The sequence below is a fragment of the Kurthia sp. YJT4 genome, from assembly GCF_030219945.1.
Classification (GTDB): Bacteria; Bacillota; Bacilli; order Bacillales_A; family Planococcaceae; genus Kurthia; species Kurthia gibsonii.
The window spans coordinates 2788119-2808372 of the sequence record NZ_CP126689.1 but is presented as its reverse complement, the minus strand read 5'-3'; the positions used below and the strand labels follow the sequence as shown (position 1 = coordinate 2808372).

Annotated in this window: 19 protein-coding genes, 2 pseudogenes and 1 riboswitch; of the genes and pseudogenes, 15 read left to right on the top strand and 6 right to left on the bottom strand. The window is 36.5% G+C overall.

Features of this window, described 5'->3' with window-relative positions:
• Nucleotides 1-54: 54 nt before the first annotated feature.
• From QN089_RS13990 to QN089_RS13950, 9 genes and pseudogenes are all read left to right on the top strand, one after another.
• Nucleotides 55-570 (top strand): GNAT family N-acetyltransferase, encoded by a 516-nt coding sequence (locus tag QN089_RS13990; protein ID WP_068450365.1) that lies wholly within the window; start codon nucleotides 55-57, stop codon nucleotides 568-570.
• A 120-nt stretch (nucleotides 571-690) separates the two neighbouring features.
• Complete coding sequence (locus QN089_RS13985) at nucleotides 691-1317, top strand: class I SAM-dependent methyltransferase (protein ID WP_285215550.1); 627 nt, start codon at nucleotides 691-693, stop codon at nucleotides 1315-1317.
• A gap of 3 nt (nucleotides 1318-1320) precedes the next feature.
• Entirely contained in the window at nucleotides 1321-1629 is a 309-nt protein-coding gene (locus QN089_RS13980; protein ID WP_131004906.1) for a hypothetical protein, read from the top strand.
• 229 nt (nucleotides 1630-1858) lie between these two features.
• Nucleotides 1859-2107, top strand: a pseudogene (locus tag QN089_RS13975) (transposase); the annotation flags it as partial.
• A 52-nt stretch (nucleotides 2108-2159) separates the two neighbouring features.
• Nucleotides 2160-3514, top strand: a protein-coding gene (locus tag QN089_RS13970) for an IS3 family transposase (protein WP_285215549.1) whose coding sequence is annotated in 2 segments (ribosomal slippage) — nucleotides 2160-2613 and nucleotides 2613-3514 — 1356 coding nt in all. Because the reading frame shifts where the segments join, the coding sequence is not laid out codon by codon here.
• A 31-nt stretch (nucleotides 3515-3545) separates the two neighbouring features.
• Nucleotides 3546-4475: pseudogene (locus tag QN089_RS13965) on the top strand (IS256-like element IS256 family transposase); the annotation flags it as partial.
• 222 nt (nucleotides 4476-4697) lie between these two features.
• Nucleotides 4698-5369 (top strand): leucine-rich repeat domain-containing protein, encoded by a 672-nt coding sequence (locus tag QN089_RS13960; RefSeq protein ID WP_285215548.1) that lies wholly within the window; start codon nucleotides 4698-4700, stop codon nucleotides 5367-5369.
• Nucleotides 5370-5460: 91 nt separating this feature from the next.
• The gene (locus QN089_RS13955) at nucleotides 5461-5802 is read left to right on the top strand and encodes a hypothetical protein (protein ID WP_068450373.1); all 342 of its coding nucleotides are present in this window, start codon (nucleotides 5461-5463) and stop codon (nucleotides 5800-5802) included.
• Nucleotides 5795-6292, top strand: coding sequence for a DNA-deoxyinosine glycosylase (locus QN089_RS13950; protein WP_285215547.1), 498 nt, complete (start codon nucleotides 5795-5797; stop codon nucleotides 6290-6292). The genes QN089_RS13955 and QN089_RS13950 overlap by 8 nt, the downstream gene beginning before the upstream one ends.
• A gap of 44 nt (nucleotides 6293-6336) precedes the next feature.
• On the opposite strand, the gene QN089_RS13945 is transcribed toward QN089_RS13950, so the two are convergent.
• Both QN089_RS13945 and QN089_RS13940 read right to left on the bottom strand, forming a co-directional pair.
• The gene (locus QN089_RS13945) at nucleotides 6337-6951 is read right to left on the bottom strand and encodes a trimeric intracellular cation channel family protein (protein ID WP_285215546.1); all 615 of its coding nucleotides are present in this window, start codon (nucleotides 6949-6951) and stop codon (nucleotides 6337-6339) included.
• 97 nt (nucleotides 6952-7048) lie between these two features.
• On the bottom strand, nucleotides 7049-7858 hold the full coding sequence (locus tag QN089_RS13940) for a lipid II flippase Amj family protein (RefSeq protein ID WP_285215545.1): 810 nt from the start codon (nucleotides 7856-7858) through the stop codon (nucleotides 7049-7051).
• Between the two features lie 78 nt (nucleotides 7859-7936).
• On the opposite strand from QN089_RS13940, the gene QN089_RS13935 reads away from it, so the two are divergent.
• The 4 genes from QN089_RS13935 (at nucleotide 7937) to cydC (ending at nucleotide 12722) form a co-directional block, all read left to right on the top strand.
• Entirely contained in the window at nucleotides 7937-8401 is a 465-nt protein-coding gene (locus QN089_RS13935; RefSeq protein WP_285215544.1) for a GNAT family N-acetyltransferase, read from the top strand.
• A gap of 51 nt (nucleotides 8402-8452) precedes the next feature.
• Entirely contained in the window at nucleotides 8453-8935 is a 483-nt protein-coding gene (locus tag QN089_RS13930; RefSeq protein ID WP_285215543.1) for a hypothetical protein, read from the top strand.
• Nucleotides 8936-9316: 381 nt separating this feature from the next.
• Nucleotides 9317-11035, top strand: a complete 1719-nt coding sequence (cydD, locus tag QN089_RS13925; RefSeq protein ID WP_285215542.1) for a thiol reductant ABC exporter subunit CydD — start codon at nucleotides 9317-9319, stop codon at nucleotides 11033-11035.
• Complete coding sequence (cydC, locus tag QN089_RS13920) at nucleotides 11019-12722, top strand: thiol reductant ABC exporter subunit CydC (protein WP_285215541.1); 1704 nt, start codon at nucleotides 11019-11021, stop codon at nucleotides 12720-12722. The genes cydD and cydC overlap by 17 nt, the downstream gene beginning before the upstream one ends.
• Before the next feature lie 46 nt (nucleotides 12723-12768).
• Here the strand turns inward: cydC and QN089_RS13915 are convergent, their stop codons facing one another.
• The 4 genes from QN089_RS13915 to QN089_RS13900 all read right to left on the bottom strand — a co-directional run bounded on the left by QN089_RS13915 (nucleotide 12769) and on the right by QN089_RS13900 (nucleotide 16723).
• On the bottom strand, nucleotides 12769-13449 hold the full coding sequence (locus QN089_RS13915; protein WP_068450392.1) for an ABC transporter ATP-binding protein: 681 nt from the start codon (nucleotides 13447-13449) through the stop codon (nucleotides 12769-12771).
• Nucleotides 13449-14537: an ABC transporter permease gene (locus QN089_RS13910; RefSeq protein WP_285215540.1), complete on the bottom strand. Its 1089-nt coding sequence runs from the start codon at nucleotides 14535-14537 to the stop codon at nucleotides 13449-13451. Before QN089_RS13910 ends, QN089_RS13915 begins: the two co-directional genes overlap by 1 nt.
• Before the next feature lie 126 nt (nucleotides 14538-14663).
• A complete protein-coding gene (locus QN089_RS13905; RefSeq protein WP_285215539.1) occupies nucleotides 14664-16052 on the bottom strand; it encodes a sensor histidine kinase in 1389 nt (462 codons plus the stop codon).
• Nucleotides 16049-16723, bottom strand: a complete 675-nt coding sequence (locus tag QN089_RS13900; RefSeq protein WP_285215538.1) for a response regulator transcription factor — start codon at nucleotides 16721-16723, stop codon at nucleotides 16049-16051. The genes QN089_RS13905 and QN089_RS13900 overlap by 4 nt, the downstream gene beginning before the upstream one ends.
• A 130-nt stretch (nucleotides 16724-16853) precedes the next feature.
• On the opposite strand from QN089_RS13900, the gene QN089_RS13895 reads away from it, so the two are divergent.
• Nucleotides 16854-18098 (top strand): MFS transporter, encoded by a 1245-nt coding sequence (locus QN089_RS13895; RefSeq protein ID WP_068450401.1) that lies wholly within the window; start codon nucleotides 16854-16856, stop codon nucleotides 18096-18098.
• 57 nt (nucleotides 18099-18155) lie between these two features.
• Nucleotides 18156-18300, top strand: a riboswitch (cyclic di-AMP (ydaO/yuaA leader).
• A 119-nt stretch (nucleotides 18301-18419) separates the two neighbouring features.
• Nucleotides 18420-20240: an APC family permease gene (locus QN089_RS13890; RefSeq protein WP_285215537.1), complete on the top strand. Its 1821-nt coding sequence runs from the start codon at nucleotides 18420-18422 to the stop codon at nucleotides 20238-20240.
• The last annotated feature ends 14 nt before the right edge of the window (nucleotides 20241-20254 follow it).

Genomic DNA, 20254 nt, shown 5'->3' with positions numbered 1-20254 from the left:
GGCTTGTAATTGCTAAAATGTGGTATAATATCAAAAAATAAAGGAGGGTCTTTTGTGCGTATTCGCGTGTTAACGAAAGAAGATACACAGATCTATCGAGAATTACGATTACAAGCACTTGAACACTCTCCAACCGCGTTTGCCGCATCTTATGAAGAAGAAGTAACATATGAACCTCATTATTTTGAAAATTTTCTAAATAATCAAAACCATATTGTGTTTGGCGCATTTGAGAAAGAACAACTTGTAGGAATGGTCACATTAAAGACAAATACAAGGCTGAAATTGCGTCATATCGCTTCTTTAAAAGGAATTTATGTGCATCAAGATTATCAAGGAGAGGGCATTAGTAAGCCAATTATTGCCGCAGCGATTATGCGTGCAAAAGAATTACGTTGTGAGCAAATTCATCTCAAAGTTAATGTGAAAAATCAAATTGCAAAAGGTGTGTATACATCTTTTGGTTTTGAAATTATCGGTATGGAAAAAGATATTTTAAAGATGCCAAATCATCAATATATTGATGAGTACCATATGGCATTGTATTTTGATGAATGGGATGAAGCTTAAATAAAAAAAGAAAAAATGAAGGAGTGTTGGACATGATTAAATCAATGAAAACAATTACAGCAAATAAGGAGGGTTTACACATGTAAATTCTCCGGAATAATCTGGAGGAGTTCTACATTGATGTTGGATAATAAAGGTTTTGATTTATGGGCTTCAAGCTATGATCAAACAGTTAAATTAAGTGATGAACAAGAGGCATATCCTTTTGCGGGGTATGAACCAATGATGGAAGCTTTATACGAAAAAGTTTGTACAAAGGATGTACAAAACATTGTCGATTTAGGCGTTGGAACAGGTAAACTAACGAAACGTTTATATGATGCAGGACATCATATTACAGGTATTGATTTTTCGGAAGAGATGTTGAACATTGCACGCGATAAAATGCCAAAAGCGACTTTTATCGAAGGCGATTTACACCATACATCGAAGTTGATTACGAATCAAAAATTCGATGTTATTATCAGTACCTATGCGATGCATCACTTAACAGATGACGACAAAGTTAGGCTGTTGCGTGAATTATTGACACATCTAAATGAAGGTGGTGTCGTCTATATTGGCGACATTAGCTTTGAAACACACTTTTTACAGAGTAAATGTCGTAAACAGCATATTGATGAGTGGGATGATAGCGAATATTATTTTATCGTGACAAAGCTTTTACCTATCATTTCGACATTTGCCAAGGTACAATTTAAGAAATATGCTCATTGTTGTGGGCTATGGACAATTCAACCGAGGTAAGGAATGAAGAATATGAAGGCGATGGACTTTGTGCCAACAACCGTTATTGGAACGGCACTTATTTTATTAGCTATTTATTTATGGCGCACTAAAAATTTGCAAATGCTTATTGGTATGCAAGTAACTCAAATAAAAAAACCACTATTACAAGTCGCAACGAATAGTGCCTATTTTTTATTAGGTATCGGTATTTTAACGGTATTGTTACCAATATCAGAACAAACAAGTGGACTTTTATTAGCACTACATTTAATCATTATTTTAATTAGTGTGTTAAGTTTAGTTATCTATATTCAAAAACAAAAAAAGTAATTTTAAAATCTCGAGTACATTAGTGTATTCGAGGTTTTTTTATAACATAATTTGGGTAAATCATATTATTAGTATAATAATAAAAATATTGATTTCTAACAAATACATAGTGGAAAGACAGATTCAATGATAAAGTCCGTATAATTGTGTAAAAGTAAAAAGGCCATATAACAGTCCTTTTACGGTACAATGTTTTTAACGACAAAAACATACCCAGGAGGACTTTTACATGACCCAAGTACATTTTACACTGAAAAGCGAAGAGATTCAAAGCATTATTGAATATTCTGTAAAGGATGACGTTTCTAAAAATATTTTAACAACGGTATTTAATCAACTAATGGAAAATCAACGAACAGAATATATTCAAGCAAAAGAATATGAACGAACAGAAAACCGACAAAGTCAACGAAATGGCTATTATGAGCGCAGCTTTACGACACGTGTAGGCACGCTAGAATTAAAAGTACCCAGAACTGAACTGCACCCCATTTGTTAGACACATACTAACAAGGAGGTGCGGTTTTTCTATGGGAAAAATGAGCCCTGAAGATAAATTAGCAGCGGTTGAACGCTATCTAAATGGCAAGGAAAGCTCTAGAACGGTCGCTGCGGATTTTGGTATTTCACATCGTTATTTATTAGGCTTAGTGAAACAATATCAGCACAATGGTGTAGAGGTTTTTGTCAGACGATATACAAACTATACAAAAGCGTTTAAACTAGACGTACTTAACTATATGACTGAAAATGGTACGTCCTTTAATGAAACAGCTGCGATCTTTAATATTGCAGGTGCTTCATCGATACAGAATTGGAAAAAACAATTCGAAACTTTAGGAGAGGATGCCCTTCAGCCAAAGAAAAAGGGGCGTCAATCCATGAAAAAAGAATCGACTAAACAACCTAAAAACGTACTAGCAGAAGGCTCTACTAAAGCTCTTCAAGCGCGTATTCAGCAGCTTGAAATGGAAAACGAGTATTTAAAAAAGTTGAATGCCTTAGTTCAAGCCAAGGAAAAATCACCAAAGAAGACAAAGTAAAGGTCATCTATGAATTAAGGCATAAATACTCGGTGAAGGCGCTTGTGGCATTCGCCAAAATCAAACGCAGTACGTACTACGCTATCGTGAAGAAGATGGATCAACCAGACCCAGACGCTGATTTAAAAGCTGACATTCAAGCCATTTACGATGAACATGAAGGTCGTTACGGTTACCGTCGCATTCGTGATGAGCTGGCGAATCGTGGGCAAAAAGTGAATCATAAAAAGGTTCAGCGCATCATGAAAGAGCTTGGCTTAAAGTGTATTGTCCGCATGAAAAAATATAAATCATATAAAGGCACAGTGGGCGAAATTGTCCCAAATATTTTAGACCGCCAATTTACAGCAGAAGCTCCAAATGAGAAGTGGGTAACGGATATTACAGAGTTTAAATTATTTGGCGAAAAGCTTTATTTATCGCCTGTTTTAGACCTATTTAACGGAGAAATCATCACGTACACGATTGGCTCTAGACCAACCTTTTCACTTGTTTCAGACATGTTAGATAAGGCTTTAGAACGTTTACCAGAAGACCACCAGCTATTAATGCATTCGGATCAAGGATGGCATTATCAAATGAAACAATATCGCCACACGCTTCAATCGAGAGGGATTGTGCAAAGTATGTCTCGAAAGGGTAACTGTTACGATAATTCAGTGATGGAGAATTTCTTTGGGATTATGAAGTCCGAATTCCTTTACCTAAAAGAATTTGAAAGTGTAGAGCAGTTTAAATTGGAACTTGAAAAATATATAAATTATTACAACACGAAACGCATGAAGGCAAAATTAAAGATGAGTCCAGTGCAATACCGAACTCAATTTACCCAAGCTGCCTAAAATAACCGTGTCTAACTTTTAGGGGTCACTTCAAACACGTGATGGCCATTTTTCACCCACAGTGTTTGAACGTTATCAACGAAACGAAAAAGCCCTCATGGCTTCAATGTTGGAAATGTATGTATCAGGCGTTTCAACTCGTAAAGTATCAAAAATTGTGGAAGAACTTTGTGGTAAATCCGTCTCTAAGTCCTTCGTTTCTAGCTTAACAGAACAGCTAGAACCTATGGTTAACGAGTGGCAGAATCGTTTATTATCAGAAAAAAATTATCCTTACTTAATGACCGATGTACTCTATATAAAAGTACGAGAAGAAAATCGAGTACTCTCAAAAAGCTGTCATATAGCGATTGGAATAACCAAAGATGGCGACCGTGAAATTATCGGCTTCATGATTCAAAGTGGCGAAAGCGAAGAGACCTGGACAACATTTTTTGAATACCTAAAAGAACGCGGTTTACAAGGTACGGAACTCGTTATTTCTGATGCGCACAAAGGATTAGTCTCTGCCATTAGAAAATCCTTCACCAACGTAAGTTGGCAAAGATGCCAAGTTCACTTCCTAAGAAATATCTTTACCACCATTCCTAAAAAAAATTCAAAATCTTTCAGAGAAGCTGTTAAAGGAATTTTTAAGTTCACAGATATTAACTTAGCGCGTGAGGCTAAAAATCGATTGATTCATGATTATATCGATCAACCAAAATATTCAAAAGCTTGCGCATCATTGGATGATGGATTCGAAGACGCCTTTCAATATACCGTACAAGGAAATTCCCACAATCGACTAAAGAGTACCAATCTAATTGAACGACTGAATCAAGAAGTACGCAGAAGAGAAAAGATTATTCGCATCTTCCCCAATCAAACATCAGCCAATCGCTTAATTGGAGCCGTTCTTATGGACCTACATGATGAATGGATTTATTCTTCAAGAAAATACATCAATTTTGATAAGTAGAAATGGTAAAAACATTGTATAGCATTTTACACAGGAGTCTGGACTTGACTGATTCAATAACGTTTTGTTTATATTTTTAATAGAGATGTTATGCTTACATTTCAATGATATCCATTTTTTTATATAATTAAAGACCTTTTATACTATATAATGAAATAAGTGTGACGATATAACTAGCATACTAAGATTGTATAAAAATAAAGGATAGGAGGTTTTAAATAGATGTTTTCTAATGCAGAAGGTCAAATGACATGTGTCGATTTATCTGAACAACAATTAACTTGTTTTCCAAATGAATTATTTTTACAAACTGAATTGGAAGAATTGAATCTATCCCATCATCAAATTGAAGAGATGCCAGCAGAGGTAGGGTTATTACAAAATTTATCAGGAGCATTACACGTTGAATATAATCAAATGAAAGAATTGCCAAGTACGATTGGGAATTTACATAAACTAAAATCTTTAAATATTTCACACAACCAATTTGTTCAAATCCCTGAAGAGATTGGTATGCTTATTCAATTAACACATTTATCAATCGACCATAATCAAATTATGACAATTCCACGTTCATTTTATACACTTGTTCATCTAAAAGAATTTTATGCAGGATATAATCAAATTGCTGAGATACAGGATTTTACGCCAAGTTTTTCAAGCTTAGAAGTACTCGATTTACAAGCGAATCAATTAAAAAGATTCCCTGGTAAGATGTTTAAATGTCAGGCTTTGAAAGTATTAAATATGCGAGGCAATCAAGTAACAGAGGTTCCAGCTGAGCTATTACAACTAACGAATTTACAAGAACTTGACTTACGTGATAATCCAATTGAAGATGTTCCACCTTGGCTGGATATATTAGTTGAAAGGGGCTGTAATGTTCAAATTTAATCAAGTGTTTTACATATAAAAAATTTGCGTCGATATGCTACAATTGGTAAGAGAAGTCAATTTGATTAAAAGAAAGGTAGTTGGGTAACATATGGATTCAACTAATACACAATTATTAATTGATGCGGCTAAAAGTATCATCGACAATGCAGTAGCGCTTCAAAAAGGTGAGCCAACAGGTAAAAAAGGTATGGAAAACTATTCACATTTTAGTGCGAGTGTACATTCATTCCAAGTGTATACATTTATGGATCCGGAATTTGAATCATTCCAACCATTAAAAGATTTCCAACAAGCTGTTGCAAAATTTGATGAACATTATTCAAAATTACGTTATGAAATTAATGTGAAGGCGGATCAAAAAGCATCAAAACCGGATTTAGAAGCTCTTCAAGAACAATTTGAAAAGCTAAAACAAGCTTTTAATGGCTAAAATTAATAATGTACTAGCACCTGTTATTGACGAACAGACGAAAGTATTAATTGTTGGTTCGATGCCAGGAAAAATTTCTCTTGAGAAGCAGCAGTATTACGGAAATGAGCGAAATCATTTTTGGGGAATTATGTCGCATATTTTACAGCAAGATGTACCATCTACATATGATAAAAAGATTGCATGGTTATTAGACAATCAGATTGGATTATGGGATGCGATTGCTTCTTGTGAGCGTGTAGGAAGTCTAGATTCAGCTATTAAACAAGAAGTGCCAAATGATTTTGAAAAGCTATTGGTTCGTTATCCGAATGTTGAACGTATTGTTTTTAATGGCGGGAAAGCAGAACGTGTTTTTTTGAAGTATTTTAAACATACTTTTTCAGAGCAAGTTTCATATATGCTTATGCCTTCAACAAGCCCTGTTCCGGGAAAAAACGTAAAGTCTTTTGAAGAAAAAGTAATCTGTTGGCAGCAAATTATACAATAAAAGCTAGGTTGTTCGATGATTCATCGAAAACAACCTAGCTTTTTTCATTTTACAATTGTTGGTTTTAACGATTTAAATGGTAATGTCCATTTATAAATATATGAAATGATTCTTAAAATCGTGATGACGACAAATAATGTGTAGAGCGCCCAATCATCTTTTACCCACTCAAGTCCAATAATTAAACCAGCGATTCCCGCCCAGACGGCATATACTTCTTGTTTTAAAACAAGTGGTTTACGCCCTGCTAGTAAATCACGAATAATCCCACCGCCAGAACCTGTTAAAATACCTGCTACGATAGCCGCTGCTACAGGTAGATTTAGGTGGACGGCATATAAGGCACCTTGAATAGCAAATGCAGATAGACCGACCGCATCAAAATAATTCCCCCAGTGATTCCAATGCGCGATACTTTTATGGGGAAATAAAAAGACGAGTGTTATAGATACAAGCGCAATTTGGAATAATGAAGTTTGTTCCCAAAGTGCAGATACAGGAATATCAAGTAATGCGTTACGGATTGCACCACCACCAAAAGCTGTGACGATTCCTAGTAAGTAAACGCCGAAAATATCATATTCTTCTTCCATAGCGATAATTGCACCAGATATTGCAAAAGCAATCGTTCCGACGACACTAAAAATCTCCCAAGTCAATGGCTGACACCCCTTTCAAATGACCATTCGTATTGTATCAGATTTATTGAAAAATACAACTAAATTTACGTTTGAAATAGACAATATATGTCCTTTCCTAGAGGAATGTTGTGAACCAAGCGATATATTTTGCCCCAGGAATAAATAATAATTGAGCTACTAGAGTACCGATTAATCTTGATGTAATCATAAAAATGCTTGCTGTTTTCAGTTGATTATAGCGCCCTTTTCCGCGTATGACACTGTCCGCCATGACAGAAATCTTAGGATCAATAAAAATAATTAAAAGGATTGTTGCTACACCATTAATCAATCCAGATGCCATTGTAGCAGTTGCACTATGACTAGGCATTAAGAGCGCCGCATATAAAGCAGATAAGACACCAATCGTATAGATGGCTGTAATAAAAATATTAATAAAGAATAGGCGATACGGTGCATCCTTCCATTCAATCTCTTGCCAGTCTTTTCGTTTGGGTAAGCGAATATAGTTTAAACTGCGGCGAAAGTAACCTTCTGTAAATCCTTTTTTAAACAAAGCGCCAACTGAACCATTAACCTCTGTTAAATGGATGATTGCTCGTGAGAATACCGCGATAAATGTTGGAAGTAGAAGAATACCTACAAGTGTGCCAACTGTTGAAGCGCCGATAATGAAGCGAAATTGTGTCTCTAAAAAAGAACCGTCATCTTGAGGTGCTTCATCGAGTAAGTTTCCTGTGAATGGTTGTTGCGCCATATTTGCCATACGTGACACCATCACAAGAATATTAAATAATGAGAGTGCCGAGGCAAGTAAGCCAACTCGCGCACCAGATAAGCGAACTGCATAAGCGAGTGTTTCAATTGAGTGAATCATCAAAATGAAAATCGCGATGAAGATTAATTGAGTTGTGATGATTTCCATAAATGTAGTACCTCTTTTATAGTTTAAAATTTACGAACAAGCGTTCTTTCTGTAAAATGAAGAAAAGGGGATGAATGTATGTATTTTAAAAAATTTACGGTTGAAGATGAGCCACGTATTCAAAACTATTTACTAACAGAAGATCAACTGCTTTACACTGCCTCACCACGTGAAGTTATAAAAATAGAAGATAGTGAGAGACACCCTATTTTAGCGTTGGATGACGATTTATTTGTAACATTTTTTGTTTTGCATGAAGGAAAAGGCCCTCTTGATTTTTTAGGTACTGAACATGATATTTTATTACGTTCTTTTTCAACAGATGTTCGTTATGAAGGACGTGGCTATGCGACAAAAGTTCTTGAAAAAATTCCAAGCTATGTGCAAGAGAATTTTCCACATATTGAGCGTATTATTTTAGCATTGGATGAAGGAAATGAACGTGCGCGTGCTTTATATATAAAGCAAGGTTATACCGATACCGAACTTCGCATGGCAGGTCGCACATCAAATTTGCATATTTTACAGTATTCATTCGTATAGAACGCCATTTTTTGATAATCTTACTATATCACTTACTATGGGAGATTCTACATGAAAAAGAAATATTATTTTATCTTACTCTTTATTATTTTGGTTACAGCTTCTCTATACATTTTGACTGGAAAAGGCGGTATGGATCCGAAAGTTGTTGTGGATGCATATAAACAAGAATGGGGCGTGACGATTCCACCACCAACTGCGGAATCACCCATTCTAGCGCATGAATTAGCCCAAACAGGAAGTGGGCAATGGGTTACATTATATGAATACGATAAAATACCCTCTATGACGAATACAGAGATGGAAGAAGTTACGACAGAGAACCAAGCTTATTATCAAAAGCTATTAAATAAGTTTAAAGAGGATGCAATTGATACAGGTTTGAAAAGTGATATGAAAAAATCTTTACAGGATCATGAACCAACAATTGAAGTAGGAGATTATGCATATTATCGTGCGAAAAACGATGGTAAGGACTATTTCTTAGCAATCCAAGAGAAAAAACAACTCTATACGTACACATGGCATGAATAAGCCCTGTAACGGACCAGTATAATGTTTGCATTATGCTGGTTTTTTATTGTGAGCGAAAGGGGATATTGGGTCGGCGGAACGGGACATTCGCTCGGAGAAATGGGACATTGGAGTGTGGAATGGGACATTGGTTTGTAGAAAGAGACATTCGCTCAACAAAACGAGACATTGGTTCGGCGGAACGGGACATTGGGTTGTGGAATCGAATCATTCGCCTCTCATTCTAAAAATTATGACGAAACTTCAAAAACTTTTCACGTTTGTGAAGAAGCGATGTAATTTTTGTGAATGAAAAAGTAATTCTGTCTAGAAAAGGGTATTGGAACAAGAAAAGCATAATAAATTCTTCTATAGTGGAATTAAGAGAGAAGGTGCAATTTCATGGTATGGCTACAAAAATGGGCAATGAGACAAAAAGGTGTTTTAGTAGGGAATGCTATTTTTTCTATTTGTATAGGGTTAGCAATTATTGCGCAGTCTTATGCAATTGTTCAAATTGTCAATGAAGTGTTTATTAAAAAGTCTGCTTTTTCAGCGACATTTCCTTATATAGCAGTATTAATTGGTGCGATTATTATTCGTGTTATTTGCACGAGTGTAAATCGCCAATTAGGTGTCCGTCTATCAACGAATGTGAAAAAACGTGTCCGCCAGTCACTGCTTAAAAAGTGGCAACAAGACCCGCTTCAGATATCCGTCAAAGGACAGACCGGTAGCAAAGTGACAATGTTAATTGAGATGATTGACCAGTTAGAAAGTTATTACCGAGATTATGTGCCACAAGTAATCCAGTCGATGCTCGTACCGTTCATCCTATTAATAGCCGTATTTATGACACATATTTATAGCGGGTTGATTCTTTTATGTACAGCGCCGCTTATTCCGGTTGCGTATATTATTGTTGGTTTACAAACGCAAAAAAAATCAGAACGACAATTAAAAGAACTGACCTTTTTTTCAGGGAAGTTTTTAGATTTAGTACAAGGACTACAAACATTAAAATTATTTGGTCAAGGGAAGCAACAACGCGAAGAACTAGCTGAGAATAATCGTGCTTTTCAAACATCGACGATGAGTATTTTAAAAGTTGCGTTTGCTTCGACATTTTTCATTGAATTAGTTGTAACACTTGGAATTGGACTAGTTGCCATCGAAATTGCGTATCAAATGATTACATTTGAAACGATGACATTTGCCCCTGCATTTTTCATTTTAGCGATTGCCCCTGAGTTTTATAATGCGATTAAAGACTTAGGTAGTGCATTCCATTCAGGGCGTGGTTCTATGGCTGCAGCTGAAATTTTAGAAGAGGAATTAGAGCGTCCAATCGAGCCAGTAAAATGGGGGACACAGTCACTTGAACAACAACCAAGTATTGCGATTGAACAGGGTGCTTTTCAATATGGTGATGCGTTCAAATTAGAACAACTGAATGTGAAAGTCCCTCCGAATAGTCGAACAGCGATTGTAGGACCCACAGGACAGGGTAAGACGACGCTTCTAAACATTCTGGCTGGTGTATATGAATTAACAGAAGGTCATGTGAAAATCGATGGGAAGCTGCGTCAAGAAGTCTCGAAAGATGCTTGGTTTGAGCAGATTGCCTATATTTCACAACATCCGTATTTATTTACGGGAACGATTGCAGAAAATATTCAAATGAAGAAAGGTGCTTGTGATGAAGTAGCCATTCAGCGAGCAATTGAACAGGCTCAATTAGGCGATTGGATTGCGACATTACCGAATGGTATGCATACAGCAGTAGGCGAAGCAGGTCGCGGTATGTCGGGCGGCGAGAAGCAGCGCCTAGCGATTGCGCGTGCTTTCTATAAACAATGTACAATTGTCTTCTTTGACGAGCCGACGATGGGCTTAGATGTGCAGACAGAACAATTGTTACAGCGTGTAATGGATGAATTAGCACAAACACGAACCGTCATTACAGTGGCGCATCGTTTGCATACGATTCAACAAGCAGATCAAATTCTACTCGTTCATAATGGAACAATTGAACAGACAGGTACACATCAGGAATTACTTCAAAAGAGTGCGATTTATCGTGAAATGGTAGGGGGCGAGCGACATGAAGGTACTTGTTAATTTAGTCATGCAAGAAAGAAAAGCTGTTCTCATCTCCATTCTTTTAGGAAGTATTGGTGGTATTACAGCTGCAGGGCTATTTGCGATGAGTGGATATATCATTTCGGAAGCCTCTTTAAAACCACCACTTTACGTTATTTTAATTTTAGCAGCTTGTTTAAAACTATTTGGCATTACAAAATCAGTAAGTCGCTATTTTGAACGAGTTATCTCACATGAAGGTACGTTGAAAATATTGAGTAATATTCGTATGACCTTTTATGACCAACTCGAACGACTAGCACCACGTATCTTCACAAAATATCGTAGTGGTGATTTACTATCGCGTATTGTCAGCGATGTAGAGTCACTTCAAAATTTCTTTTTACGAGTATTTTATCCACCGATTGTTTTGGCAATTGTCTTTATTTGTACGATTTTCTTTACGATGTTTTACTCGGTATGGATTGCGCTCGTTATTCTAGTCAGTCTCATTTTAACTGCAGTTGTTATTCCTACACTACGAACGAAAAGACATGAAAAAGTAGGACAACATAAGTTAGAAAAGCGTGCGGCACTTTCAACGGAGATGACAGAAGTTTTATATGGCTATCGAGATTTAACGATTAGTCATACATTACATGAAAAAATGGATGAAGTAGCAGCGATTGCGGATGTCTATGCAGAGGAACAACATAAGGAGAGTAAGGCACTTATTCGTGACCAAGCACTCAATGCATTCATATCCATGCTGACTGTCGCTTCGGTACTCGTGATTGGTGCATACTTTGTGACAACAGGTTCATTGAATGGTTTATATTTAGCGATGCTCGTGTTAATTACATTGACGGTATTTGATTTAGCGATTCCAATGGCACTCGTTCCTACATTTGAGAAAGAGTCGGATCAAGCGATGACCCGTTTACAAATGATTGAACAAGAGGACTTTGGTAAAGAAACAGATGTTGGTACATTTATTAAAAAGCAACCATTTTCAATTGCTTTTCAAGATGTATCTTTTCGATACGAAGGGCAAGCTGAAGACACATTACAACACATTCAATTTATGGCTTTACAAGGTTCGCGAACAGCGATTGTCGGCGCGAGTGGCTCTGGTAAATCGACTATTTTCCAATTGATGCTCGACCTCTATAACCCAACAAGTGGGCAAATTCGAATTGCAGGACAACCGCTTGAAGAAATTCAATCCGAAGATTTATGGAAGAAGACAACGGTATTGTTACAACAAAATCACTTCTTCTATGGTACAATTCGTGATAATTTATGTATCGCAAAACCAATTGCTACAGACGAAGAATTAGACTATGTATTAAAAGAGATGGAACTTGATTTTGATTTAAACATGCAAGTGTTAGAGCATGGCGAAAACCTATCAGGTGGGGAGAAGCAGCGACTTGCACTAGGTCGCATGTGGCTGAAAAATACATCTGTTTGGTTACTAGATGAGCCATTTTCTGCACTTGACCCTGCAACAACCAAACGTTTGCATCATAAACTCATTCAAAAAACGAAAGGGAAAACGGTTGTCATGATTAGCCACCGCCTACAAGGGTTGGAACAGATGGACCAGATTCTTGTAATGGATGAGGGACGTATTGCAGAAGTAGGTACACATGCAGATTTAATTGAACAACAAGGCATCTATTATCACTTGAAACAAATTGATGAACATGTTTTACAAGAATGAAAAAAGAGCTGAACCCATTTTGAAATAATGGATTCGGCTCTTTTTGTTATTTACGTAATCTTAATTTTTTATCATGTACTTCATAAATTTTATCGCAGTAGTGAAGGACAGATTCATCATGTGTTACCATGATGGCTGCTTTATTTTTATCGTGAACTTCTTTAGCGATTAATTCAACAATCTCTTTACTACGATTGGCATCAAGTGCCGCAGTTGGTTCGTCGGCAAGGATGATATCAGGGTCGTTCATGAAAGCACGTGCGATTGCAACACGCTGTTTTTCACCGCCTGATAAATGTTGAACTGTCTTTTTCGCTTTATTTGCTAAACCAACTGATTCTAGTAAATCATCTGCACGTTTTTTCGTTTCGTCATTCCAATCACCTGCAAGTTCAGTCACAAGCTTTAATTGATCGTACACATTTAAAAATGGTACAAGATTAGCTGCTTGGAAAATGTAGCCGATTGATTTTAAACGCACGTCTGATTTATCTTTATCGCTATATTGGTTAATATCGCGACCGTTGATTACGACTTCACCACCATCGGCACTTTGTAAAGCGCCTGCGATGGATAATACTGTACTTTTCCCTGAACCTGATGGACCGACAACTGCGACAAACTCGCCTTTTTCTACGCTCAAGTTTAAGTCTTTTAAAATCTCGATTTCGTTATCGCCATCTTTAAAATGTTTTTGAATATTTACAAGTTGTAATGGTGTATTCATTATTCAGCTCTCCCCATTGCTTGTAGTGGATCGGCTTTCACAATACTTGTTGTTGAGAATAAAGCACCTAATAGTGAAACAACAAGTAATGCGCCACCGAATTTTAGAATTAACGCAAAGTCAAAGACGAATGGAATTCCGTTCGGCATGATTTGTTGTAAAACGAATGCGAAGCCAATTGCTAAGCCAATGCTGACAACAGATAATACAAGTACTTGTAGCATTGTTGAACCGATTAAGAATTTGTTTTTTGCGCCAATCGCTTTTAAAATCCCGAATTGATTTACTTTTTGAATTGTCATGATGTAGAAGAACGCACCAAGTACGAATACCGCAATGACAATTAAGAACGCAAGCATCATCATCAATGAGCTTTGTTCAGCACTATAACCAGAGATTGTATCGATTAGGTCTTGTTTTGGAACGAATTTACCGTCTGCTACGGCATTTTTTACATCTGCTTTTGTTGTGGCATTATCATTTTTTAGGGCAATTGCATTAAATCCAGCATTCTCTTTACCACCGAAAATTTTATACCATGTGTCTGTATTCATGATTACTGTTGGTGTATGACTATATGTTTGGTCTTCTGTAAAACCGACGATTGTTAATGTTGTTTTTGAGTTTTCCGCATATAGTTTGTCACCAATTTTTGCGCCTTGTTTTTCTAATGTCTTATCAACAACGACATCATTATTCGATGTGTTTGAAATGGTTTTGCCATCTACAACAGTTGGCATTAAGAATTGACTAGGGTTAATTCCCATTAATGTAACGTCTAATTTTTCTTTTGATTCTTTATCCTTTAATGTCATCATTTGAATACCTAAAGGTTGTGCATCGTTCGTTTTAATCTTTTCAACGTCAGTAGCTGTAAAGCGTGAACGATCCATTCGATTATCGGAGTCTTTTGAAACGTAATACGAAACAGCATTCATATTTTTCATAGATGAAGCATTATCATTCGCTAAGCCATTTGCTAAGCCGCTGATGATAAATACAAGTGCTGCAACGAAGAATAAAATAAACCCGATGAGGATATAACGTAATTTAAAGAATTTAATTTCTTTTAGTGATAGTGAAAACATAATTTTTTCCTCCCGTTTTTCTTGATACTCTTACTATACGTTCGGAATATGAATAGAATATGAATAAATGGAGGTGAAAAATGGAATAAAAAAAGAAACCGTTCGATGAAGCGATTTCTTCTTTGATTATTTTAGTTGTTTTGGTAATGAAATAGTAAAGACTGTACCCTCATCTAACTCACTATCAATTGAAATAGAGCCATGATGTAATTGCACCATTGATTTCACAATCGCCATACCTAGTCCTGTTCCTGTAACAGTATGTGTGCGTGAAGTATCTGCACGATAAAAACGGTCAAAAATACGTTCTTGCTGTTCTTTTGTCATACCAATTCCAGTGTCTTTAAATTGTAGAATAACACGCGAGTCTGTTTCACGAAGCGAAACATCAATCTGCCCACCTTCTTCATTATATTTAATCGCATTCGTTAAAAGGTTATCGAAAATGGTATTTAGGAAAGTTGCATCGCCTTCAATGACGCAAGAAGAAGGGAGTGTGTAACCGACCATTAATCCTTTTTCGCCAATTTGCCATTGGTACTGTCTGATGAGTGAACGAATTTGCTGAGCAATATCAACTTCAGTTGGTTGAATCATTGATTTATTTTGATCGAGCGATGTGAGAAGAAGAAGTTGTTTCGTTAGTTCAGATAGTCGTGTAATCTCACGGTTAATGATTTGAATATATTGTTTCTTTTGTTCTTCTGGTAAATCTTCTTTTTCTAATAAGTTCGTATAGCCTTTGATATTAGATAATGGTGATTGAATATCATGCGACACATTGGAGATGAATTCTTTACGTGTGGTTTCATTTTTTTCAAGTTGTTCTGCCATATGTGTAAAGCTTTTTGCAAGCTGTCCAATTTCATCGCGGTGTGTCACATTCAATGCTACATCAAATTTACCATTAGCGAGTTGTTGTGTTGCAGATGTTAATGTGCGAATCGGCTTCACTAAATATTTTGTGCTAATGAATACAAAAACAATACTAAGTGCAATCGTGAGAACAAAGAGAATACCAAAGAGAATATGCATTTCGCCGAAGAGTAGTTTAATATCAGGGCGAATAAAGAGTGCATAGTTTTTGCCGTCATGCTTTAAAGGAACACCAATCGAGTTTTGCAATTCATTCGCAAAGAACCCTGTAACAAAGGTGGATTGAGGGAAGTTTTGAATACCATGAAAGATATTACCGTCTAAAACTGATTCGATTTCTTTTTTACTTAGATTTTTTTCACGGAAATCTGAGCCGAAAAATTCACCTTTTAGATTCGGTTTTACGAGGTAGAATTGATAGCCAACTGCTGCTGTATTTTCGAGATATTCGGTTAAGTTCATATCTGGATGACGATCTGCAAATTCTGCAATATCGAGTGCGATTCGTGTATTCTTTGCATCATTTACTGGTTTTAGCTTTTGTTGATAATAACCATTTGAAATGAGAAAGGCAATAACACCGCTACCAATCATAATCGCTACTGTATAAACGACGAATTTTGTATAGAGCGATTTCATTCTGTTTCCTCCAACATGTAACCAACGCCGCGAATCGTCTTAATTTGAACGAATGGCGAAATCTCTTTAAAATGTTCGCGCAGACGTTTTACATGTACATCAACTGTACGCTCATCTCCTGAAAAATCAGCGCCCCATACTTGTTCAATCAATTGATCGCGACTTAAAATTTGTTTTTTATGCTGAATAAAATAAACAAGTAAATCAAATTCTTTCGGTGGTAAGAACAATGAACGCTGATCGACCGTTACTTCAAATGTGTTCGTATTCACCGTAATATTTCCGATGCGAAGTAATGTATCTTCTTGTACATCATAGCGACGAAGAAGTGCTTTAACGCGGAATAATAGTTCGAGTGGTTCGAATGGTTTGACGAGATAATCGTCTGTACCTGCTTCATAACCTGCTTCTTTATCCGTAATTTGGTCTTTCGCTGTTAATAATAAAATCGGGATATTGTATTTTTTTCGAATCTCTTTTGTGAGTTGTAAACCGTCCATGAAAGGCATCATGACATCAACAATTGCCAAGTCACAGCTATGTTTTTTTAGTTGGTCCAATGCGTCCATACCATTTGCAGCTTTGATTGTTTGATAGCCTTTTTCGAGTAGGTGTGTTTCCACTAGTTCTACAATGCGCGAGTCATCATCGACAATTAAAATAGTCGTCATATTTAAAACTCCTTTTTTCATCTATAGTGTCAATATAATACGGAAAGTGTGTGTCTGCCAACTAAATCCTCTTTACAGAATGACTGTATCTGGTAAAATGTTACGATAACCGAAATAAAGGAGGACATCTGTGGATTTTCAAATTGAAAGGCGTGCAACGCGTAATTTAATTACTTTTTTTATTAGTAAAATGCTTACATCTCTTGGTTTTACGGTATTCAGCTTTGGTATTAGTCTCTATATTTTATCGATTACAGGCTCGGCATTATCATTCGCAACGAATATCGTATTTAATGTTGTACCGCGTGCATTAGCGGCACCATTTGCAGGATATGTCGCGGATCGTTTTCCGAAAAAACGAATTGTTGTCGCGAGTATGACAGGTATTACGTTATCTGTTGTTTTATTAATTATACATACATGGCTATTTGGTTTATCTGTTGTTGCAATTTATACAATTACCGCTATTTTCTCAACGATTGGTGCATTTAATGGCGTAGCATTTTCAAGTGCGATCCCTAATATGGTGGGGAAAAAGCGTCTACAAAAAGCCTTATCATTTAATCAAATTTCCTATTCAATCGGCGGGATTGGTGGACCTGTTATCGGGGGGATGTTATATGGTTTTGTCTCGATGCAAGTATTCTTAATTTCGATGGCAGTCGCTTATTTTATCGCGTTAATTTTAGAAGCCACAATGGATTTTACATTATTTGAACAACATCAAAAACGTGAAAAAGAAAGCATGCTACAAAGTATGAAAGAAGGGGTAAAGTATTTAAAAGAAAAACCACTTGTGAAGTCTCTTTTATGGATGAATATTTGGTTAAACTTCTTCAATTCAGCAATTAGTGTAGGCATTGTTTTTATCCTTGTAGAGCAATTAAAAATGCCTTCTACGAATGTAGGGATTATACAAGGAGCAGGTGCTGTTGGAATGTTGATTGCGTCCATTTATTTATCTGTTCGTAGTGATTTACGAAGACCACTTATTTTCATTCGACGTGCAGTTATTCTCGCTTGTATGTTCATTGGAAGTATCGCAATTCCACTCTTTTTCGATTTTTCAAAAGAGCTAACTTTTGTTTTTTATATGATGGTTTTATTCAGTATATCCGCAATGAATATTTGCTCGAATACCCCGATTGGCGTACTTATTCAGCGTTCGGTAGAAGATCATTATCGTGGACGTGTATTTGGACTGATTGAAACGGTCTCTGTCGGCATGGGACCGATAGGCTCTTTATTATTCGGTGCATTATTTGATTTTATTGACGCAAAATTTTTATTCGTAGGAATTGCCCTTACTTTATTCTTACTCATGATGCACTATGCAAATCGAGCGCTAAGAATTTACGAAAAAAATTCAACTTAAATATTTACAAATGACGTAAGTGGGAGTATTATTACAACACAATTTAAAAAGTTTCAAATTTCTAAATCGCTGAAGTTAAAAAACGCGGGGGAACCACATAAACAGGAAAATGTATTCCTTGGGGTGAATCCTTTTGAAAAAGGTAGGGCTACTCTCAGCCCGAATCCGACAGCTAACCTCGTAAGCGTTACAGAGAAGAGATGGAAACTTGTTAGGCAAAAAATTACTTGTCTACAGGTCTATTTCTCGTGCCTGTAGGCTTTTTTATATTCTTTTTAGCGAATCATGGAGTTTGAAACATATGAAGGAGAAGTGTAAAAAATGGGTTTATGGAAAAGATATGTGATTGGTCGCCCATTAAAGTCAACTGAGTTGATGGATCAAAGATTAAGTAAAACAAAGGCACTTGCGATTTTATCTTCAGATGCATTGTCGTCTGTCGCGTATGGACCAGAGCAAATTCTCATCGTATTAATGGCTGTTGGTGCAGCTGCATTTTGGTACTCCATTCCAATCGCTGTCGGTGTAATTGTTTTATTGGTCGCACTGATTTTTTCATACAGACAAGTGATTCATGCTTATCCACATGGTGGTGGCGCATATGTCGTCTCAAAAGAAAATATAGGGAAGAATGCAGGTTTAGTCGCAGGTGGCGCCTTACTTGTTGATTATATTTTAACCGTTGCAGTAAGTGTTTCAGCAGGAGCAGATGCAATTACATCAGCTTTTCCAGCGCTTCATAATTACAATGTCGAGATGGCAGTGGTATTTGTCATCATCTTAACGATTTTAAATTTACGAGGTGTAACGGAATCAGCGACGATTTTAGCTTATCCAGTGTATCTGTTTGTTTTATCTTTATTCATTTTAATTGGCGTAGGTATTTATCGTATTCTAAATGGTGAAGTACCGACAACGAATCATACAGCAATTGGAACACCGGTTGCTGGGGTTACATTTTTTTTATTACTAAAAGCTTTTGCTTCTGGTAGTTCGGCTTTAACAGGTGTTGAAGCCATCTCTAATGCGATTCCAAATTTTAAAAAGCCTGAGCCTGTCAATGCGACAAAAACATTGTTAGCAATGGGTGGTTTACTCGCTCTTCTTTTTTCAGGAATTGTGTTTCTAGCGTACTATTACGGTGTAACTCCGAATGGACATCAGACAGTTGTATCTCAAATTGCACAGGAAAGTGTAAGTAGAGGGATTTTCTACTTCATTATTCAAGGAATGACAGCGTTAATTTTGATATTGGCTGCTAATACAGGTTTCTCAGCTTTTCCATTACTCGCTGTTAATCTTTCAAAAGATGGTTATATCCCACGCATGTTCCAAGTACGTGGTGACCGTTTAGGTTATTCCAACGGGATTGTCTTACTAGGGATTGGCGCGATTGTCTTAATTATTTTATTCGGGGGTAAAACAGAGAGTCTTATTCCACTCTATGCGACAGGTGTATTCATTCCATTTACACTGGCACAGGCAGGAATGATGCGAAAATGGTTACGAGAACGCCCAAAAGGCTGGCAAGGGAAACTGACAATCAATACAGTGGGAGCGATTATCTCATTTACTGTCGCAGCCATTTTCTTTGTTACTAAATTCGGATATGTATGGCCGATTCTCATTTTTGTTCCGGCTATGGTCATCATCTTCCATCGTATAAAATCGCACTATGATAGTATTGGTCCACAACTGAAGTTAACAGATGAAGTGTTACCAGAGATGAACGGGAACGTCATGATTATTCCGGTTTCAGGCATTACAAAGATGGTGCGTAATTCATTAAACTATGCAAAAACATTGAATCCCGATATGATTGTAGCAGTGTATGTTTCTTTCGATAAGGAAGATTTAAAGGCATTTGAAGCGAAATGGAAGAAGTGGCAAGCAGACATTCGTTTAGTTACACTGTATTCACCATATCGTAGTTTAGTGAATCCACTGACAAAATTTATTGATAAAGTGGAGAAAAAAGCACGTGAAAAAAATTATTATGTTTCCGTTATTGTGCCACAATTCATTGTAAAAAAAGGCTGGCATAATATGTTGCATAATCAATCAAGTTTATTAATTCGTACCTATTTACTTTATAAGAGAAATGTTATTTTAATTACCGTTCCATTCCGTTTAAAGAAATAATGTTTTAAAATGGT